19 protein-coding genes are annotated in these 23517 nt (G+C 60.4%); 9 read left to right on the top strand and 10 right to left on the bottom strand.

Going from position 1 to position 23517, the window contains the following annotated elements:
- Both moaC and AB4Z52_RS23425 read left to right on the top strand, forming a co-directional pair.
- Positions 1–501 (top strand): cyclic pyranopterin monophosphate synthase MoaC, encoded by a 501-nt coding sequence (gene moaC, locus AB4Z52_RS23430; RefSeq protein ID WP_442220295.1) that lies wholly within the window; start codon positions 1–3, stop codon positions 499–501.
- Positions 498–1715 carry a molybdopterin molybdotransferase MoeA gene (locus tag AB4Z52_RS23425; protein ID WP_442220294.1) on the top strand — a complete coding sequence of 406 codons (1218 nt, stop codon included), beginning with the start codon at positions 498–500 and terminating at the stop codon, positions 1713–1715. The genes moaC and AB4Z52_RS23425 overlap by 4 nt, the downstream gene beginning before the upstream one ends.
- A 98-nt stretch (positions 1716–1813) precedes the next feature.
- Here AB4Z52_RS23425 and gnd read toward each other — a convergent pair whose 3' ends face one another.
- Positions 1814–2845, bottom strand: coding sequence for a phosphogluconate dehydrogenase (NAD(+)-dependent, decarboxylating) (gene gnd, locus AB4Z52_RS23420; protein ID WP_442220293.1), 1032 nt, complete (start codon positions 2843–2845; stop codon positions 1814–1816).
- Positions 2846–3210: 365 nt separating this feature from the next.
- On the opposite strand from gnd, the gene tehA reads away from it, so the two are divergent.
- The gene (tehA, locus tag AB4Z52_RS23415; protein ID WP_442220340.1) at positions 3211–4197 is read left to right on the top strand and encodes a dicarboxylate transporter/tellurite-resistance protein TehA; all 987 of its coding nucleotides are present in this window, start codon (positions 3211–3213) and stop codon (positions 4195–4197) included.
- 6 nt (positions 4198–4203) lie between these two features.
- Here the strand turns inward: tehA and AB4Z52_RS23410 are convergent, their stop codons facing one another.
- Positions 4204–5343, bottom strand: a complete 1140-nt coding sequence (locus AB4Z52_RS23410; protein ID WP_442220292.1) for a citrate synthase — start codon at positions 5341–5343, stop codon at positions 4204–4206.
- An 86-nt stretch (positions 5344–5429) separates the two neighbouring features.
- Here AB4Z52_RS23410 and AB4Z52_RS23405 point away from each other — a divergent pair, with 86 nt between their 5' ends.
- Both AB4Z52_RS23405 and AB4Z52_RS23400 read left to right on the top strand, forming a co-directional pair.
- Positions 5430–6518, top strand: a complete 1089-nt coding sequence (locus AB4Z52_RS23405; protein WP_442220291.1) for a citrate synthase/methylcitrate synthase — start codon at positions 5430–5432, stop codon at positions 6516–6518.
- Between the two features lie 569 nt (positions 6519–7087).
- Entirely contained in the window at positions 7088–8899 is a 1812-nt protein-coding gene (locus AB4Z52_RS23400) for a TPR end-of-group domain-containing protein (protein ID WP_442220339.1), read from the top strand.
- A gap of 24 nt (positions 8900–8923) precedes the next feature.
- Here the strand turns inward: AB4Z52_RS23400 and AB4Z52_RS23395 are convergent, their stop codons facing one another.
- The 7 genes from AB4Z52_RS23395 to AB4Z52_RS23365 all read right to left on the bottom strand — a co-directional run bounded on the left by AB4Z52_RS23395 (position 8924) and on the right by AB4Z52_RS23365 (position 16724).
- A complete protein-coding gene (locus AB4Z52_RS23395) occupies positions 8924–10774 on the bottom strand; it encodes a CHASE2 domain-containing protein (protein ID WP_442220290.1) in 1851 nt (616 codons plus the stop codon).
- A gap of 10 nt (positions 10775–10784) precedes the next feature.
- Positions 10785–11315: a FecR domain-containing protein gene (locus AB4Z52_RS23390; protein WP_442220289.1), complete on the bottom strand. Its 531-nt coding sequence runs from the start codon at positions 11313–11315 to the stop codon at positions 10785–10787.
- 73 nt (positions 11316–11388) lie between these two features.
- Positions 11389–12438, bottom strand: coding sequence for a HoxN/HupN/NixA family nickel/cobalt transporter (locus AB4Z52_RS23385; RefSeq protein ID WP_442220288.1), 1050 nt, complete (start codon positions 12436–12438; stop codon positions 11389–11391).
- A 152-nt stretch (positions 12439–12590) separates the two neighbouring features.
- Positions 12591–14228 (bottom strand): CTP synthase, encoded by a 1638-nt coding sequence (locus AB4Z52_RS23380; protein ID WP_442220287.1) that lies wholly within the window; start codon positions 14226–14228, stop codon positions 12591–12593.
- Between the two features lie 132 nt (positions 14229–14360).
- Positions 14361–14828, bottom strand: a complete 468-nt coding sequence (gene secG / locus AB4Z52_RS23375; RefSeq protein ID WP_442220286.1) for a preprotein translocase subunit SecG — start codon at positions 14826–14828, stop codon at positions 14361–14363.
- A gap of 116 nt (positions 14829–14944) precedes the next feature.
- The gene (tpiA, locus tag AB4Z52_RS23370) at positions 14945–15715 is read right to left on the bottom strand and encodes a triose-phosphate isomerase (RefSeq protein ID WP_442220285.1); all 771 of its coding nucleotides are present in this window, start codon (positions 15713–15715) and stop codon (positions 14945–14947) included.
- A 121-nt stretch (positions 15716–15836) separates the two neighbouring features.
- Positions 15837–16724: an alpha/beta hydrolase gene (locus AB4Z52_RS23365; RefSeq protein WP_442220284.1), complete on the bottom strand. Its 888-nt coding sequence runs from the start codon at positions 16722–16724 to the stop codon at positions 15837–15839.
- A gap of 226 nt (positions 16725–16950) precedes the next feature.
- On the opposite strand from AB4Z52_RS23365, the gene parE reads away from it, so the two are divergent.
- The 4 genes from parE to AB4Z52_RS23345 all read left to right on the top strand — a co-directional run bounded on the left by parE (position 16951) and on the right by AB4Z52_RS23345 (position 22280).
- Positions 16951–19017: a DNA topoisomerase IV subunit B gene (parE, locus tag AB4Z52_RS23360; protein WP_442220283.1), complete on the top strand. Its 2067-nt coding sequence runs from the start codon at positions 16951–16953 to the stop codon at positions 19015–19017.
- 162 nt (positions 19018–19179) lie between these two features.
- Positions 19180–20313, top strand: a complete 1134-nt coding sequence (locus AB4Z52_RS23355) for an esterase-like activity of phytase family protein (protein ID WP_442220282.1) — start codon at positions 19180–19182, stop codon at positions 20311–20313.
- A 132-nt stretch (positions 20314–20445) separates the two neighbouring features.
- Entirely contained in the window at positions 20446–21624 is a 1179-nt protein-coding gene (locus AB4Z52_RS23350) for an AI-2E family transporter (protein WP_442220338.1), read from the top strand.
- A gap of 233 nt (positions 21625–21857) precedes the next feature.
- Complete coding sequence (locus AB4Z52_RS23345) at positions 21858–22280, top strand: hypothetical protein (protein ID WP_442220281.1); 423 nt, start codon at positions 21858–21860, stop codon at positions 22278–22280.
- Between the two features lie 4 nt (positions 22281–22284).
- Here the strand turns inward: AB4Z52_RS23345 and AB4Z52_RS23340 are convergent, their stop codons facing one another.
- Positions 22285–23424, bottom strand: a complete 1140-nt coding sequence (locus tag AB4Z52_RS23340; RefSeq protein ID WP_442220280.1) for a DUF2336 domain-containing protein — start codon at positions 23422–23424, stop codon at positions 22285–22287.
- Positions 23425–23517: the final 93 nt, after the last annotated feature.

Below are 23517 nucleotides of genomic sequence, written 5' to 3'. Positions count from 1 at the left end.
ATGGCCCCGAAGCAAGGCGCCCTCAGCCATATCGGCGCGTCGGGAGAGGCGAACATGGTCGACGTCGGCGACAAGGCCGAAACGGTCCGCACCGCCACTGCCGAAGGGCACGTCAAGATGACGACAGCGACACTGGCGCTAATCCGCGACGGCAATGCCAAGAAGGGCGACGTCACCGGTACCGCCCGCCTTGCCGGCATCATGGCCGCCAAGCAGACCGCCAACCTCATTCCACTATGCCATCCCTTGATGCTCACAAAGATCACGGTCGATATTTCAGAGGACGAAAGCCTCCCCGGCCTTCGCGTCACCGCCACTGCCAAGCTGACCGGACGGACGGGCGTTGAAATGGAAGCATTGACGGCCGTATCAGTGGCTTGCCTGACCATCTACGACATGGCGAAGGCGGCTGACCGGATGATGGAGATCGGCGGCATCCGGCTTCTTGCAAAGTCGGGCGGCAGGTCCGGCGACTTCCGGCATGCGGAGCTCAAGGCATGAGCCTTCTCCCGGTCAGCGATGCAAAGAACCGCCTCCTTGCCAAGGCCGCCCCGATTGCCCGCACCGAGATCCTTCCTCTGGCAGACGTGGACGGTCGCGTGCTGGCAAGCGATCTGGCGGCGCGGCTCACGCAACCGCCGTTCAACGCGTCCGCGATGGATGGCTATGCCTTGCGGCACGAGGACCTCGGCAAGGCTGCGACCATTCTGACTGTCATCGGCACCTCAGCTGCCGGCCACCAGTTCGATGGTCTCGTTGGCAGGAGCGAAGCCGTCCGCATCTTCACCGGCGCGCCGGTACCCGAAGGGGCCGACAGCGTGTTGCTGCAGGAGGATGCAGAGCGGCTTGAAGACGGCAGCATTCGCACCGGTTACGCTGTCCGAAAGGGCCAGCATATCCGCCCGCGCGGCCAGGATTTTGCGAAGGGCGATGTCGTGCTACCGGCCGGGACGGAACTGGATTTTGCCCGACTGACCGTCGCTGCTGCCATGAACCATCCTGAAATTGAAGTCTTTGCGCGGCCACTGGTTGCAATTCTTGCGACCGGCGACGAACTCGTCCAGCCGGGAGGCATCCCCGGCCCTGCCCAGATTGTCGCCTCCAACACGTCGGGTATTGCAGCTCTCGCCCGTGCAGCCGGCGCCGCCATTCTCGACCTAGACATCGTCCCGGATGATCGTGCCGCCCTCACTTCGGCAATAGAGACGGCAAGAGCAGCAGGCGCAGACGTCATCGTAACGCTCGGCGGCGCTTCCGTCGGCGACCATGATATCGTGCAATCGACACTTGTGGCCGCCGGCATGGAGCTTGATTTCTGGCGCATCGCGATGCGGCCGGGAAAGCCGCTGATGGTTGGCAGCTTTGGAAAGACGCATGTTCTGGGCCTGCCGGGAAACCCGGTATCGAGCCTCGTATGCGGACTGCTTTTCCTCGAACCTCTCATCCGCAAGCTTGCCTCCCGCCCGCCCTTGGCCCGCGAGAGCACGGCGCTTGCAAAGGTGCGGTTTGCCGCCAATGACCAGCGGCAGGATTATATCAGGGCGAGACTGTCGAAGTCACCAACCGGCGAATTGCTCGTGGAACCCTTCGCCAAGCAGGATTCCTCGATGATGAGCACTTTCGCGCACTCCGATTGCCTCGTCATCCGGCCGCCCCACGCCGCGGAATTACCCGTTGGCGCCCCATGTCCGATATTGCTCCTTCGCGCGTACTGAGACTTGATCTCAATGGTTTCCGATCAAGAATTAAACAATCACATAAACGAAGGGCGGCATTGTCGCCGCCCAATTGCCTGATTAGATCAGATTAAGTTTTACTTCTCCGCAGGCTTTTCATGATGGCCGCCAAAGCCGGCGCGCATGGCGGATAGGACCTGGTTGGCGAAATCGTCATTGCCGCGCGATGAGAAGCGGCCGTAGAGCGCGGCGCTGAGCACCGGCGTCGGAACGCCCTCGTCGATGGCAGCCGAAATCGTCCAACGGCCCTCGCCCGAATCCGATACGCGACCGGCATATTGCGAGAGCGCCGGGTCGGCATGCAGCGCATCCGCCGTCAGGTCGAGCAGCCATGACGTGATGACGCTGCCGCGACGCCAGACCTCGGAAATCTCGGCAACGTCAAGATTGTACTGATAATATTCCGGGTTCGACATCGGTGCCGTTTCCGCATCGGCATCCGCCGTCTGCAGGCCGATATTGGCGTGGCGGAGAATGTTGAAGCCTTCGGCATAGGCGGCCATCAGGCCGTATTCGATGCCGTTGTGGACCATCTTGACGAAATGCCCGGCGCCATGCGGTCCGCAATGCAGAAAGCCCTGCTCCGCCGTGCTGCTGGCAGCGGCAACCTCGGTGCGCTGCGGCGTTGCCGATACGCTGCCATCGGCGCCGGGGGCAAGCGTTGCGAAGATCGGCGAGAGATGCTGGACCGTTGGCGTGTCGCCACCGATCATCAGGCAATAGCCGCGCTGCAGTCCGAAGACGCCGCCGCTGGTGCCGACGTCGACATAGTGGATGCCCTTTTGCTTCAGCATGGCAGCGCGACGGATATCGTCGTGATAGTAGGAATTGCCGCCGTCGATGATGATATCACCCTCTTCAAGCAGCGGTACCAGCTTGGTCAGCTCATTGTCGACGATCGCAGCCGGAAGCATCATCCAGACGGCCCGCGGACGCTCGAGCTTGGCAACGAAATCAGCAAGCGACGAGCTGCCGGTGGCACCAAGGTTCTGGAGATCTTCGATGCTTTGAGCGCGGGCGTCGAAAACGACGGCGCTATGGCCATTCTTCATCAGGCGCTGCACCATGTTGCTGCCCATGCGCCCGAGGCCAATCATTCCAATTTGCATATCCAAATCTCCTTGGGAGGTTTTCTAGTCCAGGAATCCAATAAAGAATCTTGCAGCCATTTGCCACCGATCAAATGGTAGGGAAGCTATGTCGTCATAACATTACAGAAGAACGAAGCTTGCGTCACAAAGCATTGCCCACGCGGCCAATCACAAGTGCGATGCGATGAAAATAGCTCGGCCAGCGGATTTTCAATAGGCTGGTCGTTGCAAGTCTCGGGACAGAAATGCAGCGCTGCCCATGTGTGGAATAGAGCAATCCCGGCCGTTTGGGCATCTCATCCACCTTCTCGCTGCCCCCCGATTGATCTATAAGGAGAGCAAAATCCGCAAATAGGTGCAGGGAGGCATAGGTGTCGACACAGATGAAGCTTCCTCTGGTCCCTGCTGCCTATTTTGGCATCGTGCTTGGATTGGCCGGCCTCGGAAATGCATGGCGGCTGGCCCATCAGGTCTGGCAATTGCCGGCAGCAATCGGCGAGGCGATCGTCATGCTGGCTATCGTCGTCTGGCTGCTGGTCGTGGTGCTCTATGCGCTGAAATGGCTGCTTGCCCGCCAAGAGGCGTTGAAGGAAGTCGCCCATCCGGTTCAGTGCTGTTTCATCGGACTGGTCGGGGTCGCAACGATGCTGATCGCCGGCGGGCTGCTGCCTTATTCGTCAATCGCAGCGGAGCTTCTGTTCGCCATTGGCGCCGCCTGCACCCTGCTCTTTGCCGTCTGGCGGACGGGAGGTCTCTGGCAGGGCGACCGCCAGGATGCGATGACGACGCCGGTGCTCTATCTGCCGACCGTGGCCGGAAGCTTCGTGACCGCGGCCCTTGCCTCCGCTCTCGGCCACCAGGATTGGGGTCAACTGTTCTTCGGTGCCGGCCTCTTCGCCTGGCTCGCGACGGACTCCGTGCTTCTCCATCGCATGTTCACGATCACCTTGCCGCCGCCGATGCGGCCGACGCTGGGCATCCAGCTTGCTCCGCCGACGGTTGGAGCGCTGGCCTATCTCAGTGTCACGCAGGGCGCACCCGACATTCTGGCGCACATGCTAATCGGCTACGGCATCCTGCAGGCGCTGATCCTGCTGCGGCTTCTTCCGTGGATCATGAAAGAGCCCTTCTCGCCTGCCTATTGGACCTTCACCTTCGGCGCAACCGCGCTCGCCGCAGCCCCACTTCGCCTCATCGACCGCGGCGACACCGGCCCGATCGCCACGCTCGCACCGATCCTCTTCATCGCGGCAAACCTCGTCGTCGGTGCGGTCGCCGTTGGTACGATCTGGCTCCTTGCCAGCGGCCGAATGCCGATCGTCTGGGCAAATCTTTCGCCTCAGGCAACCGAAACCGCAAAGCAACCGTAAAGCCCTTCAGATCTCCAGCGGAATTCCGACATAGCGCGCCCTTGGGCGGATAAGCCGGCCGCACGACGCCTGTTCCATCGCGTGTGCAAGCCAGCCGACGGTGCGCGCGAGCGCGAAAATGATGATTGGCGCATCCTCGGGAAGATCATGGGCGGCGGCAAGCGCAGAAAGCGCGAAGTCGGCATTGGCCCGCTCGCCGATCATTTCCTCGCCCGTATGGCGAATCTCTTCGAATATCGCCGGCAAGGCAAAATGCGGCAACAAGGCATCGGCCCGGACGTCGCCATCCGGATAAAGCGGATGACCGAACGCCGGAAGCGAATGCCCCTGTGCGAGATAGCGGCGGACCGCTTCCCGAGCGCCGAACTTGTGCGTGATGTCGACGAGGAGGCTGACGCCGCGCCATGCAGCGCCGTGTAGCGGCCCGGTGAGCGTCGAAAGGCCCGACAGCACGGCGGCAGACAGCGTCGCGCCGGCCGAGGCCGTGATCCTCGCCGTGAAGGTCGAGGCATTCAATTCGTGATCTGCAAACAGCACCAGCGCGCGCCGGAGAACATCGCCAGCTGCCGGCCGGCCCCAACCGGCTGCGAGGCGCTCATGCAGCGGCTGTTCGAACGCACCCGGTGCCAATGCATCGGCGACGGTCGCAAGCACGCCCTCCGCCTCCCTCTTCAATGCCAGGAATGACCGGCCATGCGACGGAAGATCCGTTGTCACGCGATGGGCCAGCGCCATAAAGGCGGCCTCCAGCGAGGGAGCCCGATCCTCGTCCCGCCGAAGGACGGGCAGAACCGGCGGGTTCCTCATATCCCAAAGTAGCGCCGCAATCTCCTCCAGCGTCGCGCGTTCGGAAAGCCGCGCCACGTCGCGGCCTCGATAGAACAATCGGCCATTGGAAACAGTCGACAGCGCGGAAGGCAAGACAGGATCGCCCCACTCGATCGCGTCGGCAGCCACCGCCTCGCTTTTCCGGCGTCCCGCATGCCGCGTCGCCAGCCTTCTGACATCCTCGTCGAAATAAAGACTGCGTCGGGTGTCCGACGGATCAGCCTTCGCTCGAATGCGGCCGCGGCTGACATTGGCGTAGAGCGTCTGGGGTTTCGTTCCGAGCAAGCCGAGCGCCTGCTCCGCAGTCAACCATGACATCAGGGCCTCACATTGATCTTTTACGTCAAGATTGACGTCAACTAAAATAGTGCCGATCTAGTTCGCCAGTCAAAGGAGAAAAGACCATGAAAAATGGATTGGACGATGTCATTGCAGCCGAGACACAACTTTCCGACGTCGATGGTGCCGCCGGTCGGCTGATCATCCGCGGCGTTTCGCTGGACGATCTTGTCGCGACGAGCCGGTACGAGGACGTCGCCGCCCTGCTGTTGGGTGGCCTGTTTCACGAGGGCTTTGAGGCTGCCAAATTGAGAGAATTGCTCGGGGCAGCCCGTGTTGCACTGTTTGATCACGTCGCAGCTGCAGATCCAGTCCTGCTTGCCTTGCCGCCGGTCGACGCGATGCGCGCGTTGATCGCCCGTCTTGACGATGGCGATGACCTCGACGCCGCTATCCGCCTGATGGCGGCCCCCGCAGTCTTCCTGCCGGCCGTCCTGCGTCTTAAATCCGGCAGGGATGCCGTTCGCCCGGATGCAAGCCTTTCGCAGGCAGCCGACATATTGCGCATGTTGAGGGGAACCTCGCCGACGCGCGAGCAGATCGCGGGTCTGGATGCCTATCTGGTGACGATTTCCGACCATGGTCTTAATGCCTCGACCTTCGCCTCCCGCGTCATCGCCTCCACCCATTCCGGCTTGACCTCCTCGGTCCTGGCCGCGATTAGCGCTTTGAAGGGACCTCTGCACGGCGGCGCCCCCGGCCCTGTGCTCGATATGCTCGACGCCGTCGGAGAACCGGAAAATGCGGCCAAATGGCTGTCCCATGAGCTCGATCGCGGCGAGCGCCTGATGGGCTTTGGCCACCGCATCTACCGCGTTCGTGATCCGCGCGCCGATGCGTTGAAGGCAGCGCTTCGGCCGATCGCCGCCGCAGGCCAGGTTGACGACAGACGTATGGCGCTGGCTGAGGCAGTGGAGGCAAAGGCCCTGGAGTTGCTCCGGGAACGGAAACCGGATCGTACACTGGAAACCAACGTGGAGTTCTACACCGCTCTGCTGCTCGACGCCCTCGGCTTTCCGCGCGATGCATTCACCGGGGTATTCGCCATCGGCCGAACCGTCGGCTGGATCGCTCATGCCCGGGAACAAGTGCTGGACGGCCGCCTGATCCGGCCGCAATCACGCTATGTCGGCCCAATGCCGCGTGCGGCGTAGGATAAGCGGCGCTTCCGGATGTCGCCAGCCGCTGCGCTCACCCCGCAGCGACCTGGCGCAATTTAAGCTGATGACCGCATCCTTCAACATTAACTTCCCTAATGCACAGCGCTGATTTTTGATTCCTTTTGCCGAGGAATGGCCATGCATCATGGGTCGGGTAATGCCCACGATACCGGTCTCGGCGACATTTCTTTCAATTTTCTTTCGGTCTCGGTTCATTCTTCTTTCGCTATTTGCATGTGGATTCGCTAGCGCTTAAAATGGCTAATATCCTGCAAAATCACGCGATTTTGAGCGAATAAGGCTAGACGCGAAGCCCTAGACTCGGCCTCGGTTCCAGACGGGCTAATCATATATGCGATCTCGCATTGATCGCGGGAACGGTGCTATCAGCGCGACCTTGCTGGACTTAGACAGCGTCGGTGGACTTTATGGAACGCCATGCACGACATCACGACAGTACAGAAGTAGATTGCAGCTTCAGGCCGCAGGGTGAGTTTGGCGGGCATGTCGAGCGCCGCCTGACAGCCATCCTTGCCGCCGATATCGTCGGCTACAGCCGGTTGATGGGCGTCGATGAAGCAAGAACGCTGGCAACGGTCAAACGGCACCGTACGGAGCTGATCGACATCGCGATCGCCGCGCACCACGGACGCATCGTCAAGCTGACAGGCGACGGCATCCTGGTCGAATTCCCGAGCGTCGTAAACGCCGTTGCCTGCGCCGCAGACATTCAGATGAACATGGCCCTGCGTAACAAGGGCATCCCAGGGGATCAACGCATTGACCTGCGCATCGGCATCAACCTTGGGGATGTCATCGTCGAGGACGGTGATATCTTCGGCGACGGCGTCAACGTCGCCGCGCGGCTTGAAGGAATAGCCGAGCCCGGTGGGATTGCCGTCTCAGGCTCGGTTCGCGATCACGTCGGTTCGCGCGTCGACGTCGTCTTTGAAGATCGCGGCGAATATGTTCTCAAGAACATCAGCCAGAGCATTCGCGTCTATACAATATCGTTTGGCGGCAGCGCTGCATTCGACGGACGGCTTCCAATGTTGCCGGCCAAGGACGGAAAGCGGCTCATCGCCGTGCTGCCATTCATCAATATGAGCGATGATCCGGAGCAGGAATATTTCTCCGACGGCATCACCGAAGATATCATCACGGACCTGACGAAGATATCGGGCCTAGACGTCGCCTCGCGCAACACGGTCTTCACCTACAAGGGAAAGTCCGTCAAAGTGAAGCAGCTTGCACAGGAGCTCGGTGTCCACTTCGTGCTGGAAGGCAGCGTTCGCAAGGTCGGACAGCGTGTTCGCATCACGGGTCAGTTGATCGACGCCCGCAATGGCGGCCATCTGTGGGCCGATCGCTATGACCGCGACCTGACCGATATCTTCGCGATCCAGGACGAAATCACCCATGCGATCGTAAATCAGCTGAAGGTCCGGCTCCTGCCTGAGGAGAAGAAGGCGATCGAGAGCGAGCCGACGGCAAATGTGGAGGCTTACACCTACTATCTCAGGGGCCGCCAGTTCTCCCACGCCTGGACCCGCTCCTATTTGCTTCTGGCGCGCCGGATGTTCCTGAAGGCCGTCGAGCTCGACCCGAACTATGCCCGCGCCTATGCCGGCATCGCTGCCTGCAACGCAGCGCTCAGAGACTGGAACGCGGCGCAATATCCTATCGAGACAATCATGGCGTTGAGCGCCCAGGCATTGGATCTCGACCCGAACCTTGCCGAAGCGCATGCCTCGCGCGGGCTTGCCCTGCACCAGAGCTTCCGCAACGAAGAGGCGATCGCAGCCTTTGCGCGCGCCCTGGAGCTGGAGCCGGACCTCTACGAGGCCAACTTCCACTATGCGCGCTGCCTGTTCATGCAGGGCAGCTTCGAGCAGGCGGTCCATTATTTCGAACGGTCGGCGGAAATCCGAACCGACGACTACCTGTCGCCTGTGCATCTGATGAGCGCCTACCGCTCGCTCGGGCGGAGTTGCGAACGCGAATATTGGGCGAGAGAGGGAATAGAGCGGGCCGAGCGCGCGCTTAACCGTAATCCTGAGAACTCAGGCCCTGCCCACCGCGGCGCCCTTGCCCTGGCGCATCTTGGCGAAGGCGACAGAGCCCGGGACTGGGCGGCGCGCGCACTGGCGATCGACCCGGAAGACATTGTCGCGCAATACAACATCGCTTGCGTCTACTCCATGCTGGGTGACCTCGATGCCGCGATAGATCTGCTGGAAACCCTGCTGCCGCATGGCTCGGCCTACCACGTGCTGTGGTTCAAGAACGATTCCGATCTCGATCCACTTCGGCAAATGCCCCGCTTCCAGGAACTTTTGACTGCCCTTGCAGCCGAACCAGCGCCGATCATCTGACTTCCAGAGCAATGGCTCCGGCGGTCATCCTCGCCATAGCCAGATCGAAAGCGACCCGGAGCGGCCGCGCACCCGGGTTTCGATCGGCCCTTCGAGGCTTCCCTCCTCGAAGGGCTCGATCTGTCGGCGCGCGACCAAGAGCAATTCGTTGCTGATCGCCAGCGGCGCCTGATTTCGAGCCGCAACTTCCATCAGGCGACTGGCGACGTTGACGGTATCGCCCGTCGCTGAGATCTGTTGGCGATTGCCGCCACCAAGCCGCGATGCGACGATGATGCCGAAATGTGCGCCGATCTTAAAGCCGATCCGCGAGGCTGTAGCTTCAGGCAAGGTATCGATCCAATCGCGCATTCGGTGTGTCAGCTGAATACAGCATCTGGCAGCATTGGCCGCATCGTCCGTTGAGGGTGCAGGCAGGCCGAAAAGGATCATCGCCCCATCCCCCATGAAGCTCGTGATGGCGCCACCGCAGGCGGTCACCTCCCTGTCCACAAGATCGTAGAAGCCGTTCAGAAGCTCGCGCACCGCGCTTGGACCGATTGTCTCGCTGAGGCCGGTAAAGCCATTGATGTCGATGAAAACCACCGCCGCGTCCTGCCGCACCGGGTCGGCTAGAAACTGAGGGTCGTGCGCCAGAATTTCGGCAAATCCCGGCGCCTGGACACGCTGCAGCAATTCGCTTTGTTGCGCAAAATGGGTCGCCTGCCGCCGCCCCAGAAGCAGCTGTGACACGCCGAACAGAATGACGGGTGGCACAGCCGCCGCGATCGGCAGCGCCGCAGCCAGCCAGATGCCATGCGTGAATGCGATGAAGTTGGTGGAAAGCCAGATCACAGCAACCGCCAGCATCGCCACCAGGCCGATGGCGCTTCGCCTCCACGCCAGCAGACCAACAAGGATCAGCGGCAAGGCAACCGCGAAACCAAGGTCCAGCTGCCGGACGCTATGGTTGCGGACGAGGCCGTTACCGGCCAGGAGGTGCGATATCGCTGTGGAGATGACTTCCACGCCCGGCAGCACCGGATCGAACGGCGTCGGGAACACGTCTCCGCCGCCCGTGACCGTCGCGCCGACTACGACGACATGATCCTTGATCAACGCCTCGGGCAATTTGCCGGTCAGGGCCGTGGAAGCGCTGACAGTCGGGATCGTTCCGCGAGGACCGTAAAAGGCGATCGGCAAGAGGTGACCGATATCAGTCGAGATCACATGTCCACCGATGGTGACGCCATCAGGCTCGAGCCCCGGCTCTGTCCCCGTCGCGGCCGTGACGACGCTCAGTGGGAAGGAGGGCTCGATGCGGTCGCCACTGAGAAACAGCATCGGCGCGAAGCGCGGCACGCCTGATTTGTCGGTCTGGACATTGACGAGACCGAACGAGGCGGCATCGGTGAAGCGCTGCTGCGGCAGCAACAACTCCTGCGCATTGGGAAGACCCGCCAGCAAGCCCTCGTCGCCCACCACGCTTTGCCTGCTGTCCGGAAAGACGGCTGCGGCCGCGATGATGCTCTTGGCCTGCTTGAGCGCCTGTGCAAGGGCGACATCCCCGTCCCCGGGCCCCGGATCGATCAATAGCAGATCGAGCGCAATGGCCTTTGGTTTCAACGCAGCAATTGCGGTAACGATCCTGGCAACAGTCGTTCGTGGCAGCGGATAACCGCCGGCTTTGCGCGCGGCCTCGTCGTCAATGGCGATGATCGTGACGTTGCCAGGCGGAGTTTGCTTGCCTCGCAGTGCCGTTCTGAAATTTGTAAGCGTCGCCTCAAGGCCGTCGACCAGCGGAATATCGCCTTTGAGATGAACGATACCAAGCCCCGCACCCCAGGCAGCAGCAAGGCCGAGCGCGATCAGTGTCTGGCGGGCCGGTCGGCGCATGCGGGCAATCTTATTGGCCAAGCCGAGCCATAAGGGCTGAGAACCTGGGCGCCGACCACTGCTTCACGACCAGCGGGCTACTGCCGCCATCGACATCGACGCCCTGCCCTCGCCCCAACAACACGGCGGACCGGGTGTGCGGCCGACTGACGGAGACCTTGCCACGGAGAACCAGCACCGAGGTCTTGCCGCCTTCCGCATCGACAGCCCACCTTGTGCCTCGCACAGCGGCGATAGCCTGCGGGGTTATTACCTCAAAGCCACCCTTGACCTTGCGGCTGTCGACATCGACCAGCACCGCCTTGCTGGTGAGCGAAACCGAATCAATCCTACCGTCGCCGTTACGATCAGCCAGCTGAAAACGTGCGCCTGCCTCGGTCGTGATGCTTACCCCGTTACCGCAGTGGAGAACCTGTCGGGACGTGCCGACAACCGGCTGCAACGAGCACCCCACGGACGATTGCGCCATTGCCGTCTGCGAGCCGGCGATGCATATGAGCGCTACAAGTGCAACACGAACGCGTCCGATTGCCCGGCCCATGGTAATACCCCCGGATTGAAATCTGCGTTTCTCGTGGCGGAAAGCGCTCGCGACAGCAGTTGCAAATGATGCGTCAGGGTGTGTTGATTTGCAAGTTATCATAGCCGCGCGCCCTATAGAGCACGGCTGAAATCAGCCAGGTTGCCAGGAATATTGCCACGACAGCGTAACCAAAGTTCGCAAGATTGTCATTGAGGTCGCCGATCAGGCTCCACACTCCCCCCTCGAGACCCAGCTTGTCCGCAAGAAGTCCGAGCGCCTCGACGCCGCCGATGAAGACGGCGATAACGACCGACGCCGCGGTAATCGTGAGATTGTACCATAGCTTGCGGATCGGCTTGACGAGCGCCCAGCCATAGGCGCCGGTCATCAACACGCTGTCCGTCGTATCCATCAGCGACATGCCGGCGGTGAAAAGTACAGGGAAGACCAGGATGGTCCAGAACGACATCCCCTGCGCCGCCTGGGCTGCGGAAATACCGAGAACACCGATCTCGGTCGCGGTGTCAAAGCCCAGACCGAACAGAAAGCCGATCGGGTACATGTGCCATGATCGCGCCACGACCTTGAACATCGGTCGGAAGATGCGCGCGAGAAAGCCGCTGCCGGCAAGCAGCGCGTCCAGATCCTCGTCGACAATGTTCTCTCCCCGGCGCGCGCGTTCGAAAGCCGCCCAGACGCTGCGCAGAACGAATAGATTGGCCATGCCGATCACAAGCAGAAAGAGAGCGGAAACTGCCGTAGAGATCACGCCGCCTATAACGTGAAACCCGTCGAACCGGCTTTGCATCGCCGCAGCCGTCGCAGCGATCGCGACCGAAGCAAGGACAACGATGCTCGAATGGCCGAGCGAGAAGAAGAAGCCGACGGAAAACGGCGCCTTCCTCTCCTGCACCAGCTTGCGCACCACATTGTCGATCGCTGCGATATGGTCGGCATCAAACGCGTGGCGAAGGCCGAACATATAGGCAAGAACCGCTGTGCCAAGCAGCGCCGGGCGGTCTGAAAATGCAAACCAGGCCCAGGCCCAGGTGCCAATATTGAAGATGACGAGAAAAATATAGGTCACAACGACCTTTGCGCGAGCCCTGTCGGGTCGGTCGTCGAATGGATTAAGGATCATCAACCTATTCCTGGTGTCTGGCGGCAAACTGCCACGGAAACACCAGACGCGCGATAGTTAAACGACGTAATACGGCAAAAATTCAACCCCAAAAACGAGCTAAGCCCGACAGTTGCTGGGCTTAGCTTTGTCCAGAAAAATTACTCGCTGCGTTACACGAGACGGCTCTGTTCAAGGGCGGCCTCGACGAAACTCGCAAACAGCGGATGCGGGTCAAGCGGGCGCGATTTCAGTTCCGGGTGATACTGCACGCCGATAAACCAGGGATGATCGGGATATTCGATTGTCTCCGGTAGTATGCCATCGGGCGACATTCCTGAGAAAACCAGGCCGCAGCTTTCCAGGCGATCCTTGTAATCGACATTGACCTCGTAGCGGTGGCGGTGGCGTTCGGAGATCTCGGTTGAACCATAGATCTCTGAGATCTTCGTGCCCTTCTTCAGCGCCGCCTGATAGGCGCCAAGCCGCATCGTTCCGCCGAGATCTCCCGCTGCATTCCGCTTCTCAAGCGCATTGCCCTTGAGCCATTCCGTCATCAGGCCGACCACCGGCTCCGTCGTTGCGCCGAACTCGGTGGAGGATGCGTGTTCGATGCCGCCAAGGTTCCGTGCCGCCTCGATGACAGCCATCTGCATACCGAAGCAGATGCCAAAATAAGGGACCTGCCGCTCTCTGGCAAAACGCGCTGCGTGGATCTTGCCCTCGGACCCGCGCTCGCCGAAACCGCCAGGCACCAGAATGCCATGAACCTTCTCGAGATAGGGGGCCGGGTCTTCCTTTTCGAAGACCTCCGATTCGATCCATTCAAGATTGACCCGGACGCGATTGGCGATGCCGCCGTGGTGAAGCGCCTCGATCAGCGACTTGTAGGCATCCTTGAGGCCGGTATATTTGCCGACGATGGCAATCGTGACTTCACCCTCAGGCGTGCGAATGCGGTTGCAGACCTCTTCCCACGCATCCAGACGCGGCTTCGGGGCCGGTTCGATGCCAAAAGCTGCTAGGACCTCGTTGTCGAGGCCTTCCTTATGGTAGGCCATCGGAACGTCATAGATATTGGCAACGTCGAGCGCCTGAATGACCGCCGACTGGCGGACATTGCAAAACAGCGACAGCTTGCGACGCTCGGCTTCCGGAATTTCGCGGTCGGCGCGTACCAGAAGGATGTCCGGATGGATGCCCAGCGCCTGCAGTTCCTTGACGGAATGCTGTGTCGGCTTCGTCTTCAATTCGCCGGCAGCCGGGATGTAAGGCATCAGCGTCAGGTGCACATAGACCGCGGTTCCGCGCGGCAGGTCGTTGCCGAGCTGGCGGATCGCCTCCATGAAAGGCATCGCCTCAATGTCGCCGACCGTGCCGCCGATCTCGCAGATGACGAAATCGTACTCATCATTGCCCTCGGTCACGAAATCCTTGATCTCGTTGGTAACGTGCGGAATGACCTGAACTGTTGCTCCGAGGTAGTCGCCGCGCCGTTCCTTGTCGATGATGTTCTTGTAGATTCGACCGGTCGTGATGTTGTCGGTCTTGGTGGCCGAGCGCCCCGTAAAGCGTTCGTAGTGCCCAAGGTCGAGGTCGGTTTCCGCACCGTCGTCGGTGACGAACACCTCGCCGTGCTGGGTGGGGCTCATGGTCCCCGGATCCACGTTCAAATATGGATCGAGTTTGCGTAAGCGGACCCTGTAACCACGGGCCTGCAACAATGCTCCGAGAGCCGCAGCCGCAATTCCCTTGCCTAGAGAGGAAACCACGCCGCCAGTGATGAATACATATCGCGCCATGGGAGTCACCGGATACCTTTTAACAAACGATTCCGCCAGCCCAAAAATTCTTTTCCGGAACTTTCGGAGGCGGACGCGACGTATGGACAAAAGAAAACCGGCAGATCCGAAGACCTGCCGGAAGTTTATTTCAAGACAGACTCAGTTGCCAGTCGGTACGCCCGTGTTGCTCTGGGCCGGCGCTGGAGCCGGTTGAGCGGCCGGTGCGGGCTGCCCTACGGCCGCTGGCTGGCTGGCCGGAGCTTGAGGCGCAGTCGTGCCGGCAGCTGCTGGCGCCTGGCCATTGGCGGGTGCCTGGCCGGCTGCCGGAGCGCCGCCGAGCGAATCAAGTACGCCGCGGCCCTGGCCCGTGGTGGACGGGATGCGGTTCAGGATATCTGTCGGGCGACCTTCGTAGCGCGACAGAACGCCGAGGCCGAGCGAAGTGATGAAGAACAGCGCCGCCAGGATTGCGGTCGTGCGGGTCAGCGCATTCGCCGTACCGCGGGCCGACATGAAGCCAGATCCGCCGCCGACGCCGAGGCCGCCGCCTTCGGAGCGTTGGATCAACACGACGCCGACAAGCGCCAGCACGATCATAAGATGAATGACAATCAAAACGGTCTGCATGGGTCCAGTCCTGCCCGCTCACGCCGGCATAATGAATAAAAGCTCGCGGCTCTTTACATGAGGCTCTCACCTATTCCAAGCCCTTTTGAGAGAACGGAATGGCGTCAGCATGGCCTTTAAGCGTGAAGTTGCTCGTATGCCCCGTAGATGGCGAGAAAATCGGCGGCTTTCAAGCTCGCGCCACCCACCAGAAGCCCGTTGACATCGGCGATGCCGATGATCTCGCTGGCATTCCTAGGATTTGCCGAGCCGCCGTAGAGAAGCCTGATGTTTTTTCCCTCAGCACCGAAGCGCTCGAAAAGTTCGAGCCGCATGAAGGCATGCGCTGCCTCGATGTCTGGCCGCGTCGGCGTCTTGCCGGTGCCGATCGCCCAGACGGGCTCGTAGGCGATGACGGTTGTTTCGCCCGTCGCGCCCTCGGGAACTGAGGCAAATATCTGCCGGCGCAAAACGTCGAGCGTCTCGCCGGCTTTCCGCTCTTCGTCAGTTTCACCGACGCAAATGATCGCCGTCAGGCCCGCCGCATTCGCGGCTGCCGCCTTGGCGCGCACCAATTCGTTCGTATCGCCATGATCCCTCCGGCGCTCGGAATGACCCACAATGACGTAGGTCCCGAAGCAATCCGCGATCATCGCGGCGGAGATATCGCCGGTATGGGCGCCGCTGACGCCCTGATGGCAATCCTGGGCGCCGATCGCAAGCGGACTGTCGTCGCAAAGCGCCGTGGCCACATAAAGCAACGTCGCCGGCGGGCAAAGCAGCGTTTCTATCTTTTCGGAGAGCGGGTTCTTCACGCCATCGGCGATCGCCTTGATCTCGGTTAGAGAATCACGGGTGCCGTTCATCTTCCAGTTTCCCGCCATTAGCGGACGCATAGCTGTGGTCATTTGGTGCTTCACTCCCCTCACATCTATGCCGACTAACAAAAGCGGGGAGAAAAAGGAAGTTGTTGAAAGCCGTTGTATTCAATTCGAATCGTTTAAAAATTCATCGATGCGAAAATAGTCACTACGACTTGGTGAGCAGGAGCCAATTCAGCACTTTTCGCCAATCCGTCATGCGCACGGGCGTTCCATGGGAGCCGGTGGCAAACAGAGTGAAGCGCGTGGGGTATTTGGCGTTATACAGTTTTTCGAACAATTGTTCCTGGTCTGTCGCCGCATAAACCGGATCGTTGCTGCCATGCGTGAACCAGATCGGAAGCTTCGCCTTGTGAAACGGACTTTTGAGAAAGGCCGGGTCGGTGACGCCGCTGAGGATAACCATTCCCTTCAGTCGCTTGACGGTTTGCGCGTCCCGCGTCATCCCCCAGCATATCTGACTGCCCATCGAGGCGCAGGAAAGAATGACCGGCTTGCCGCCCGACTTCTCGTAGGCGTAGCGGATAAGTGCTGCGACAATTGCGACGCCGTCACTGTCGAAGGTCTTGACGGTCGGGGCGTAATAAGTGCCGCCGCCATTGAGCGCCAGGTTTTTCAGGCGATTGAAATTGCCGCCGAACATGAAATCGTTGGCGCCAAGCCGCCGGTCGCCATCGCGGCCGTGGATGAAAATGACCGTGAATGCCTGGCCGCCATCAGGTCCCACTCTGGTGACATCCAGTTTTCGATCGCCGAGGACCAGTGTCTCGTCCACCTGCTTGTCGCGGACGCCGAGAGATAGATAGGCCGGTTTCACCCGTCTTTCGGGGATAAGGTCGCGGCCGTTGATATCGCGCATCTCCTGATAGTCGATCGTCTCGAAGGCACCATTGTCGTGGTTCTCGATGACCGTCTGGCTGGAGAACAGCTCATCCTTAAAAGGGGCCAACACCTCCGCAGCGGTGGCCTCCGATGCAACAAAGGGTGATAGAAGTGCCACAATTGCAGCGATAATGACGAAATGAGCTGTGGACATTCTTGCGCGGTTCGGTTCCCTCTGACAGGTCTGGCTTGCCATTCCCGGCGCGAGGAAGCAAATCTTTTCTCCAATTGTCACGCTGGACACCGACGTCGCCTTTTCCCCGGCCTTCTGGCAATATCTGGATGATTCGCGAACGCGGCGGCAAAGCGTTGAATTTTTGGGTTCGGCTCGATCCCGGCGAGCCAGCAATCCTTTCTCTAAGGTAAGATCTGAACGCTTCATGGATGACAACAACGATCTCTTTTCCGCACTTCCGGTTCCTGAAACGCGGCCGGTAGAAAAGCCTGTCGTACCGACGACGAAAGCAGCGCCGGTTGCCGCCGCACCGCGGCCCGCGCTGCCGACGCAATCATCCTCGGATGGTTATGATGCCTCGGCTATTCGCGTGCTCGAGGGCCTAGAGCCCGTGCGCATGCGCCCCGGCATGTATATTGGCGGCACGGACGAGAAAGCGCTGCATCACCTCTTTGCGGAAGTCATCGACAACTCGATGGACGAGGCGGTCGCCGGCCACGCCAATTTCATCGAGGTCCATCTCGACCGCCAGGGCTATCTGACCGTTAGCGACAATGGTCGCGGCATTCCGGTCGAAAACCATCCGCAGGTTCCAGGGGTCTCGACGCTCGAAGTCATCATGACCAAGCTGCACGCCGGCGGCAAATTCGACGGCAAGGCCTATGAAACCTCGGGCGGCCTGCATGGCGTCGGCGTGTCCGTCGTCAACGCACTTTCCGACGATCTCGAAGTGGAAGTGGCGCGCAACCGCAAACTCTATCGTCAGCGCTTTTCACGCGGCCTGCCGCAGGGCGGTCTCGAGGAATTGGGCGATGTCCACAATCGCCGCGGCACGCGCGTTCGTTTCCATCCCGATCCGCAGATATTCGGCGAGCATGCCAAGTTCGATCCCGCCCGTGTCTTCCGCATGGCGCGCTCGAAGGCCTATCTCTTCGGCGGCGTCGAAATTCGCTGGAGCTGCGATCCGGGCATGCTGCTTGAGGGTTCGGACATTCCAGACAAGGCAGTCCTGCATTTTCCGGGTGGCCTCAAGGATTACCTGCAGGCCACGATGGGCAAGGAATTCACCGTCACCCGCGAGATCTTCGCCGGCAAATCGGAAAAGGCCAACGGTCACGGTTCGCTCGAATGGGCGATCACCTGGTATGGCGGCGATCCGCAGGTCCACTCCTATTGCAACACCATTCCGACGACCGAAGGCGGCACGCACGAAGCCGGTCTCCGCATCGCCTTGCTGAAAGGCCTGAAGAACTATGCCGACCTGACTCAGAACAAGCGCGCTGTCGGCATCACCACCGACGACGTGATGATCTCGGCGGTTGGCATGCTCTCGGTCTTCATCCGCGAGCCGGAATTCGTCGGCCAGACCAAGGACAGGCTGGCGAGCGCCGAAGCACAGCGTATCGTCGAAAACGCGCTGCGCGACCCCTTCGACCACTACCTGGCGGACAATCCGGCCGAGGCGGAAAAGCTGCTTGATTGGGTCATAGAACGGGCCGAGGAACGTCTCCGCCGCCGCAAGGAAAAGGAAGTCGGCCGCAAGACCGCCGTTCGCAAGCTCCGTCTGCCCGGCAAGCTCGCCGACTGCGCCCAGAATACCGCTGCCGGCGCTGAACTTTTCATTGTCGAAGGCGATTCGGCCGGTGGCTCCGCCAAGCAGGCGCGCAACCGCTCCAACCAGGCGATCCTGCCCTTGCGCGGCAAGATCCTCAACGTTGCCAGCGCCGGCCGCGAAAAGCTGTCGGCCAACCAGCAATTGTCGGACCTGATCCAGGCGCTCGGTTGCGCCACCCGGACAAAATATCGCGACGAGGACCTGCGCTACGAGCGCATCATCATCATGACCGATGCCGACGTCGATGGCGCCCATATCGCATCGCTGCTGATTACGTTCTTCTATCAGGAAATGCCCGAGCTGATCCGCGGCGGTCATCTGTTCCTCGCAGTCCCGCCGCTCTACAAGCTGACACAGGGGGCAAAATCGGCCTATGCGCGAGACGATGTCCATCGCCAGGAGCTGACCGACACCGTCTTCAAAGGCAAAGGCAAGATCGAGATCAGCCGCTTCAAGGGCCTTGGCGAAATGCTGCCGGCGCAGCTCAAGGAGACAACGATGGATCCTTCGAAGCGAACCTTGCTGAAGGTTGCTATAGACGATGTCGACTTCGAAGGCACCCGCGTTGCTGTCGACAACCTCATGGGAACGAAACCCGACGCCCGCTTCCGTTTTATTCAGGAACGCGCCGCCTTCGCCGAAAATCTTGATATTTGAACGAAGGAAGGGTGCCCTCTCGAATTTCATGAAAATGACAGGGCACCGTTGCGAAAGCGTCATGGTGTCGTTGATAGATGTGCTGTGCCCGAGACGGGTATTACATGTCAGCCTGCACGAGCATAAACAATATCTAACGAAATCCGGATTTTACCGATCGCTATGTTCAAGCCCTTTTCGATAACCCTATCGCTGTTCCTCCTTTTCATTCAAACCGCGGCCGCAACCGAGATCGGCACGACGATCGAAACCCCCTGCCCATTCGGCGATTGCCAGGCCGGCATCGGCCTTTCCTATCTCGGCGAATTCGACATTCCGACAGGCTTCGGTGAAAACGGCGTTGAGGTCGGTGGCCTTTCCGGAATCGATTTCGACCCCGCCAGTGGCCTCTACATCGCCATCAGCGACGATCGCTCTGAACGGGGGCCGGCGCGGTTCTATCATCTCGATATCGATGTCGGCGCATCGGGTCTCAAGGGTGTGACAATCCTTGATCATGTCACGTTGCTGGATAAGAACGGCCTGCCATTCATGAGCAAAGGCGTCGATCCTGAATCGATCCGCATTGGCAAGGACGGCATCTATTGGAGCAGCGAAGGCAACGCCAAGACGCTCATCCCGCCTTTCGTGCGCGTCGCCAAGCCGGATGGAACGTTCATCCGCGAACTACCACTGCCGGACGGTTTCGCGCCCACCGACGATAAGAGTACCGGCATCCGCGACAATCTCGCTTTCGAGAGCACCAGCTTCCTGCCCTCGGGCGATCTTCTCGTCGGTATGGAATCGGCTCTTTATCAGGACGGCCCGATCACGACGCTGACCAACGGCAGCCTTGCACGCATCATTCGCTACGAGCCTTCCACCGGCGTGCAACAGGCGCAATATGTCTATCCTGTTTCCCCTATTCCGCAGGCTCCCTCGAAATCCGGCGGCTGGAACGATTTCGGTGTGTCCGAAATGCTGGCGCTCGATGATCATCATATTCTGGCGGTTGAACGCGGTTATGCGCAAGGCGTCGGCAACTCCGTCGCCATCGAGATGTTCGACCTGGAAGGTGCGACTGACGTGTCGGGGATCGCCTCACTCGCAAACACCGACCGGACGATCGTGCCTGTCCGCAAGACACAGGTCGTCGACCTGCGCGCTCTTGGCGTAGCTCCCGACAATATCGAGGGAATAACCCTCGGCAAGGCGAAGGACGGCACGGATGTCATGATCCTGGTCGCCGACAACAACTTCAATCCGACTCAGAAGACCCAGTTCTACGCCTTCAAGGTCATCCATCGGCCGCAGTGAGTATTCGTCGAGCACTGTCGTCTTCCCGGTGTCACGGTGACGGAATATACACGCTCAAGTGATGTCTCCCTTGAATCGGCCCATATCATGGCTCATAACCGGTTCTTCCAATTGGCAGTAAACCAAGTCCGGGTGGGTATGTTCGATCGACAGAAGTCAAGGGAGCCGCGATGGCTGGGGCCGTCTGCGCCGGCGCGCATGGCGCTTATTCCGTCGATTTCTGCCGCTCGCTGGTTGCTGATCCTGATCGCGCTTGCCGGCATCTACTTCTTCTACGGCTTCATCGTCCCGGTATTGGCAGCCCTTGTCATCGGCTTTGCCACGTGGCCGCTTTATGGCGACCTGTTGCGCCGGACAGGCAACAACACGATCGCGGCAACGATCGCGATCGTTCTCATCGTAACATTCCTCGTCCTGCCTATCGTATTTGCGGTCATCTACACCTCCGGTGAGGTCAGGGACTGGTTTGCCTGGGCCGTCCATGCCAACCGCTTCGGCGCGCCAACGCCGCAATGGATCGAGGTGCTGCCGATCGTCGGACCGTGGCTCGGGGAGCAATGGACGCACTATATCGGCAGCCCCGGCACGATCGGCGAGCTGGCGCAGGTGGTCAGCGGCGCCAATATCGGCAATATCTACCGCGCTGTTCTGGCTGCGGGCGGTGGCGCCTTTCATGTGGTGCTGACCCTCCTGTTCATGCTGATCGCACTGTTCTTCGTCTACCGCGACGGCCCCTCCTTCGTGCGCCAACTCGACCTTCTAGGCGAACGTATACTGCCGAACCGATGGGAGCGCATCTCGCGCGTCGTTCCTGCAACGATCAGTTCGACGGTCATGGGCATGACGGTGATCGCCATCGGGGAAGGCATCGTACTCGGCCTTGCCTACTGGATCGCCGGCGTGCCGTCGCCGGTAACACTCGGCGTCATCACCGGCCTCATGGCGCTCGTGCCTGGCGGCGCACCGCTGTCCTTCACCTTGGTTTCCATTTATCTTATGGCCAGCGGCGACCATGTTGCCGGCATCGGCCTGCTGGTATGGGGAACGGTAGAACTGTTCATCGTCGACAAGACGCTGCGGCCGAAGCTCGTGGGCGGTCCAATCAAGCTGCCGTTCCTGCCAACATTCTTCGGCCTCGTCGGCGGCGTAAAGACGATGGGGTTCCTCGGCCTGTTCATCGGGCCGGTGCTCATGGCAATCATTGTCGCGATCTGGCGGGAATCGATCCGTGAGGTCGAACTTGCCGAAGAGCAGGCTCAGCGCGAGCCCGAACTGCAGGTCCGGTTGCGGCGCGAAGCCTCGGACGCCTGACGCAAACTTCCAGGCAAGCTGCCTTTCCATCTCGACACACCCAAAGCCGCAATAAAAGTGGTCGCTTCCGGCTCATATGTCCGCTCGTACCTCACCCCGAATGGCTTTTAGCCGTCGTAAGGAGGCCTCGACGACGTAACAAAAATTAACGCAGGCGCCTTTTTTCCGAGGCAATTCACGGTTCAAACGGAATTCCCAAAATGATTGAATGAAATCAAGAGAAACAGTCTGCCATGCAAGCCATCCTGATTGCCATGACCATTCTCGGCTGCGACGACGGCGTTACCCAATGCACCTATCTGGCTTCGCCTGAAAAACGCTGGGAGAGCGTTGCGCAGTGTGACGCAGAATCGGAAAAGCGTCTCAAGGCCTTTTCGAATGTCCACTACCCGACCGTCATCGCCGTATGTCAGCCATTTCAGGTTGCGCAGAAAACTGAGCCGCCCAAGAATGCTACACCACAGCCTGTCACGCCGCCCGTCATGTCAGATCCCCAGCCGCAGCCGCCGCCCGGGATTGCCGGCTTCACGTCTCGCGCCATCGAACAGGCAAGGCAAATGCTGCCCTCCCGCGATGGCATCAAGAACGTGCTGGTAAAGCCGGTGCATTTCGTATCGGACGGCTATTCATGGGTGGCAAGGCGAATGACGAACTAACCGGTCAGGCCGCGGCGACTGACGCCTTTGAGGCGAAGCTGCGAGCCGAGTGCCGCTGCTCGGCGATGGTCAGCTTCTCGACCATGTCAAGCAATTCGGCCGCGGCATCCGAGGTGCGGCGCTGGCGATGGAATATCTGCAGCAGGCGCGAGGAGACATTTTCAAGAACAGTTCCTCTGGTCGCCCGTGACGCGCTCCGCCAAAGAAGCGTGGCCTCAACAAAGATCACGCTGATATCTCGGCCGAGGCCGGCAGATTCATACAGCGCCCTGACGGCGTGCATCCGACCTGTCCCGAGGATGGACCGGACGCGGCGATCATCGCAGCCGGAGAGGTTGACGATGGCGCCAGCGAAAAAGTCGACCTTGCCTGTGCACAGCGTATGCATGAGGAACGCCGGCGTCAGCCGGCCGGAAAGCCGCAAATGCTCCACCAGATCAGGAATGTCGTCATGCTGAACGGCACCGGCAATGGCGACGGTCCCGCTCTCGTTGGCCTCGCGGGTGATGTGCCGCAGCCGCGCTTCCCCCACCGCCGCCCGAACAAGATGAAAACCAGCCAGCGCTGCGCTGACCTGCTGCATCAAAAGATGACGCGCATCGGACGGCAAATTGCCGCGCTCGAGAAGCAAGCTGCGCACCGCACCGCAGTCACCCAGCCTTTCCGCGAGCCGCTTCATCGACGTTCGTGAAATCGAGGCACCGGCATTTTCCAACAAGCAGATGTTTTCCTCCTCACCGCCAACCTCGGCAACTGCCGCCGATACCGCAAAGGAGACCTCTCCCCGTGAAGCGATCAGCACCCGCGTCAGGTTGCTGCCTCGGACCGCAAGGTCGACGAGATCGGTATCGGTAAACAGCGGAGAACAAAGGATGACCTGGCCGGCGATTTCCGGCTGGTCTTCGGCAAGTGAGAGTATGACGCTGCGGGGTGCTGCCGGCGAATGCGCAAGCGCCTCGGCTAGAGAAAGCCGTACGCGTGGCGAAGGATCGTCGAGAAGATAGGTCATCGCCATTTCGGCGGCGCCGCGCTCGGCTGCCGGCATCGTCGTGCCGAGAAACGCGCGCCCAAGCGCATTTGCAGCCCTCGCCCTGTCTCCGGCTTTGGCCGTTTCCGCCCAGCGAAGAAATGCTTCTACGATCACGTGGAGCCCCGAAACCTGCGAGACGATTCTCGCTTAACGATCTATAGGCGTCACGCTAACGTCAAAAAGTTTAAGATTAGTTCATCATGTCCG

Source organism: Rhizobium sp. 2YAF20 (assembly GCF_052114685.1).
In the GTDB taxonomy this organism is placed as follows: Bacteria; Pseudomonadota; Alphaproteobacteria; order Rhizobiales; family Rhizobiaceae; genus Rhizobium.
The sequence above is the reverse complement of the archived record's forward strand: the minus strand, read 5'-3'. Positions and strand labels throughout refer to the sequence as shown.

Coding starts and splice junctions, on each gene's coding strand:
- moaC (WP_442220295.1), top strand. CDS start 1: ATGGCCCCGAAGCAAGGCGCCCTCAGCCATATCGGCGCGTCGGGAGAG.
- AB4Z52_RS23425 (WP_442220294.1), top strand. CDS start 498: ATGAGCCTTCTCCCGGTCAGCGATGCAAAGAACCGCCTCCTTGCCAAG.
- gnd (WP_442220293.1), bottom strand. CDS start 2,845: ATGCAAATTGGAATGATTGGCCTCGGGCGCATGGGCAGCAACATGGTG.
- tehA (WP_442220340.1), top strand. CDS start 3,211: ATGAAGCTTCCTCTGGTCCCTGCTGCCTATTTTGGCATCGTGCTTGGA.
- AB4Z52_RS23410 (WP_442220292.1), bottom strand. CDS start 5,343: ATGTCATGGTTGACTGCGGAGCAGGCGCTCGGCTTGCTCGGAACGAAA.
- AB4Z52_RS23405 (WP_442220291.1), top strand. CDS start 5,430: ATGAAAAATGGATTGGACGATGTCATTGCAGCCGAGACACAACTTTCC.
- AB4Z52_RS23400 (WP_442220339.1), top strand. CDS start 7,088: ATGGGCGTCGATGAAGCAAGAACGCTGGCAACGGTCAAACGGCACCGT.
- AB4Z52_RS23395 (WP_442220290.1), bottom strand. CDS start 10,774: ATGCGCCGACCGGCCCGCCAGACACTGATCGCGCTCGGCCTTGCTGCT.
- AB4Z52_RS23390 (WP_442220289.1), bottom strand. CDS start 11,315: ATGGGCCGGGCAATCGGACGCGTTCGTGTTGCACTTGTAGCGCTCATA.
- AB4Z52_RS23385 (WP_442220288.1), bottom strand. CDS start 12,438: ATGATCCTTAATCCATTCGACGACCGACCCGACAGGGCTCGCGCAAAG.
- secG (WP_442220286.1), bottom strand. CDS start 14,828: ATGCAGACCGTTTTGATTGTCATTCATCTTATGATCGTGCTGGCGCTT.
- tpiA (WP_442220285.1), bottom strand. CDS start 15,715: ATGACCACAGCTATGCGTCCGCTAATGGCGGGAAACTGGAAGATGAAC.
- AB4Z52_RS23365 (WP_442220284.1), bottom strand. CDS start 16,724: ATGTCCACAGCTCATTTCGTCATTATCGCTGCAATTGTGGCACTTCTA.
- parE (WP_442220283.1), top strand. CDS start 16,951: ATGGATGACAACAACGATCTCTTTTCCGCACTTCCGGTTCCTGAAACG.
- AB4Z52_RS23355 (WP_442220282.1), top strand. CDS start 19,180: ATGTTCAAGCCCTTTTCGATAACCCTATCGCTGTTCCTCCTTTTCATT.
- AB4Z52_RS23345 (WP_442220281.1), top strand. CDS start 21,858: ATGCAAGCCATCCTGATTGCCATGACCATTCTCGGCTGCGACGACGGC.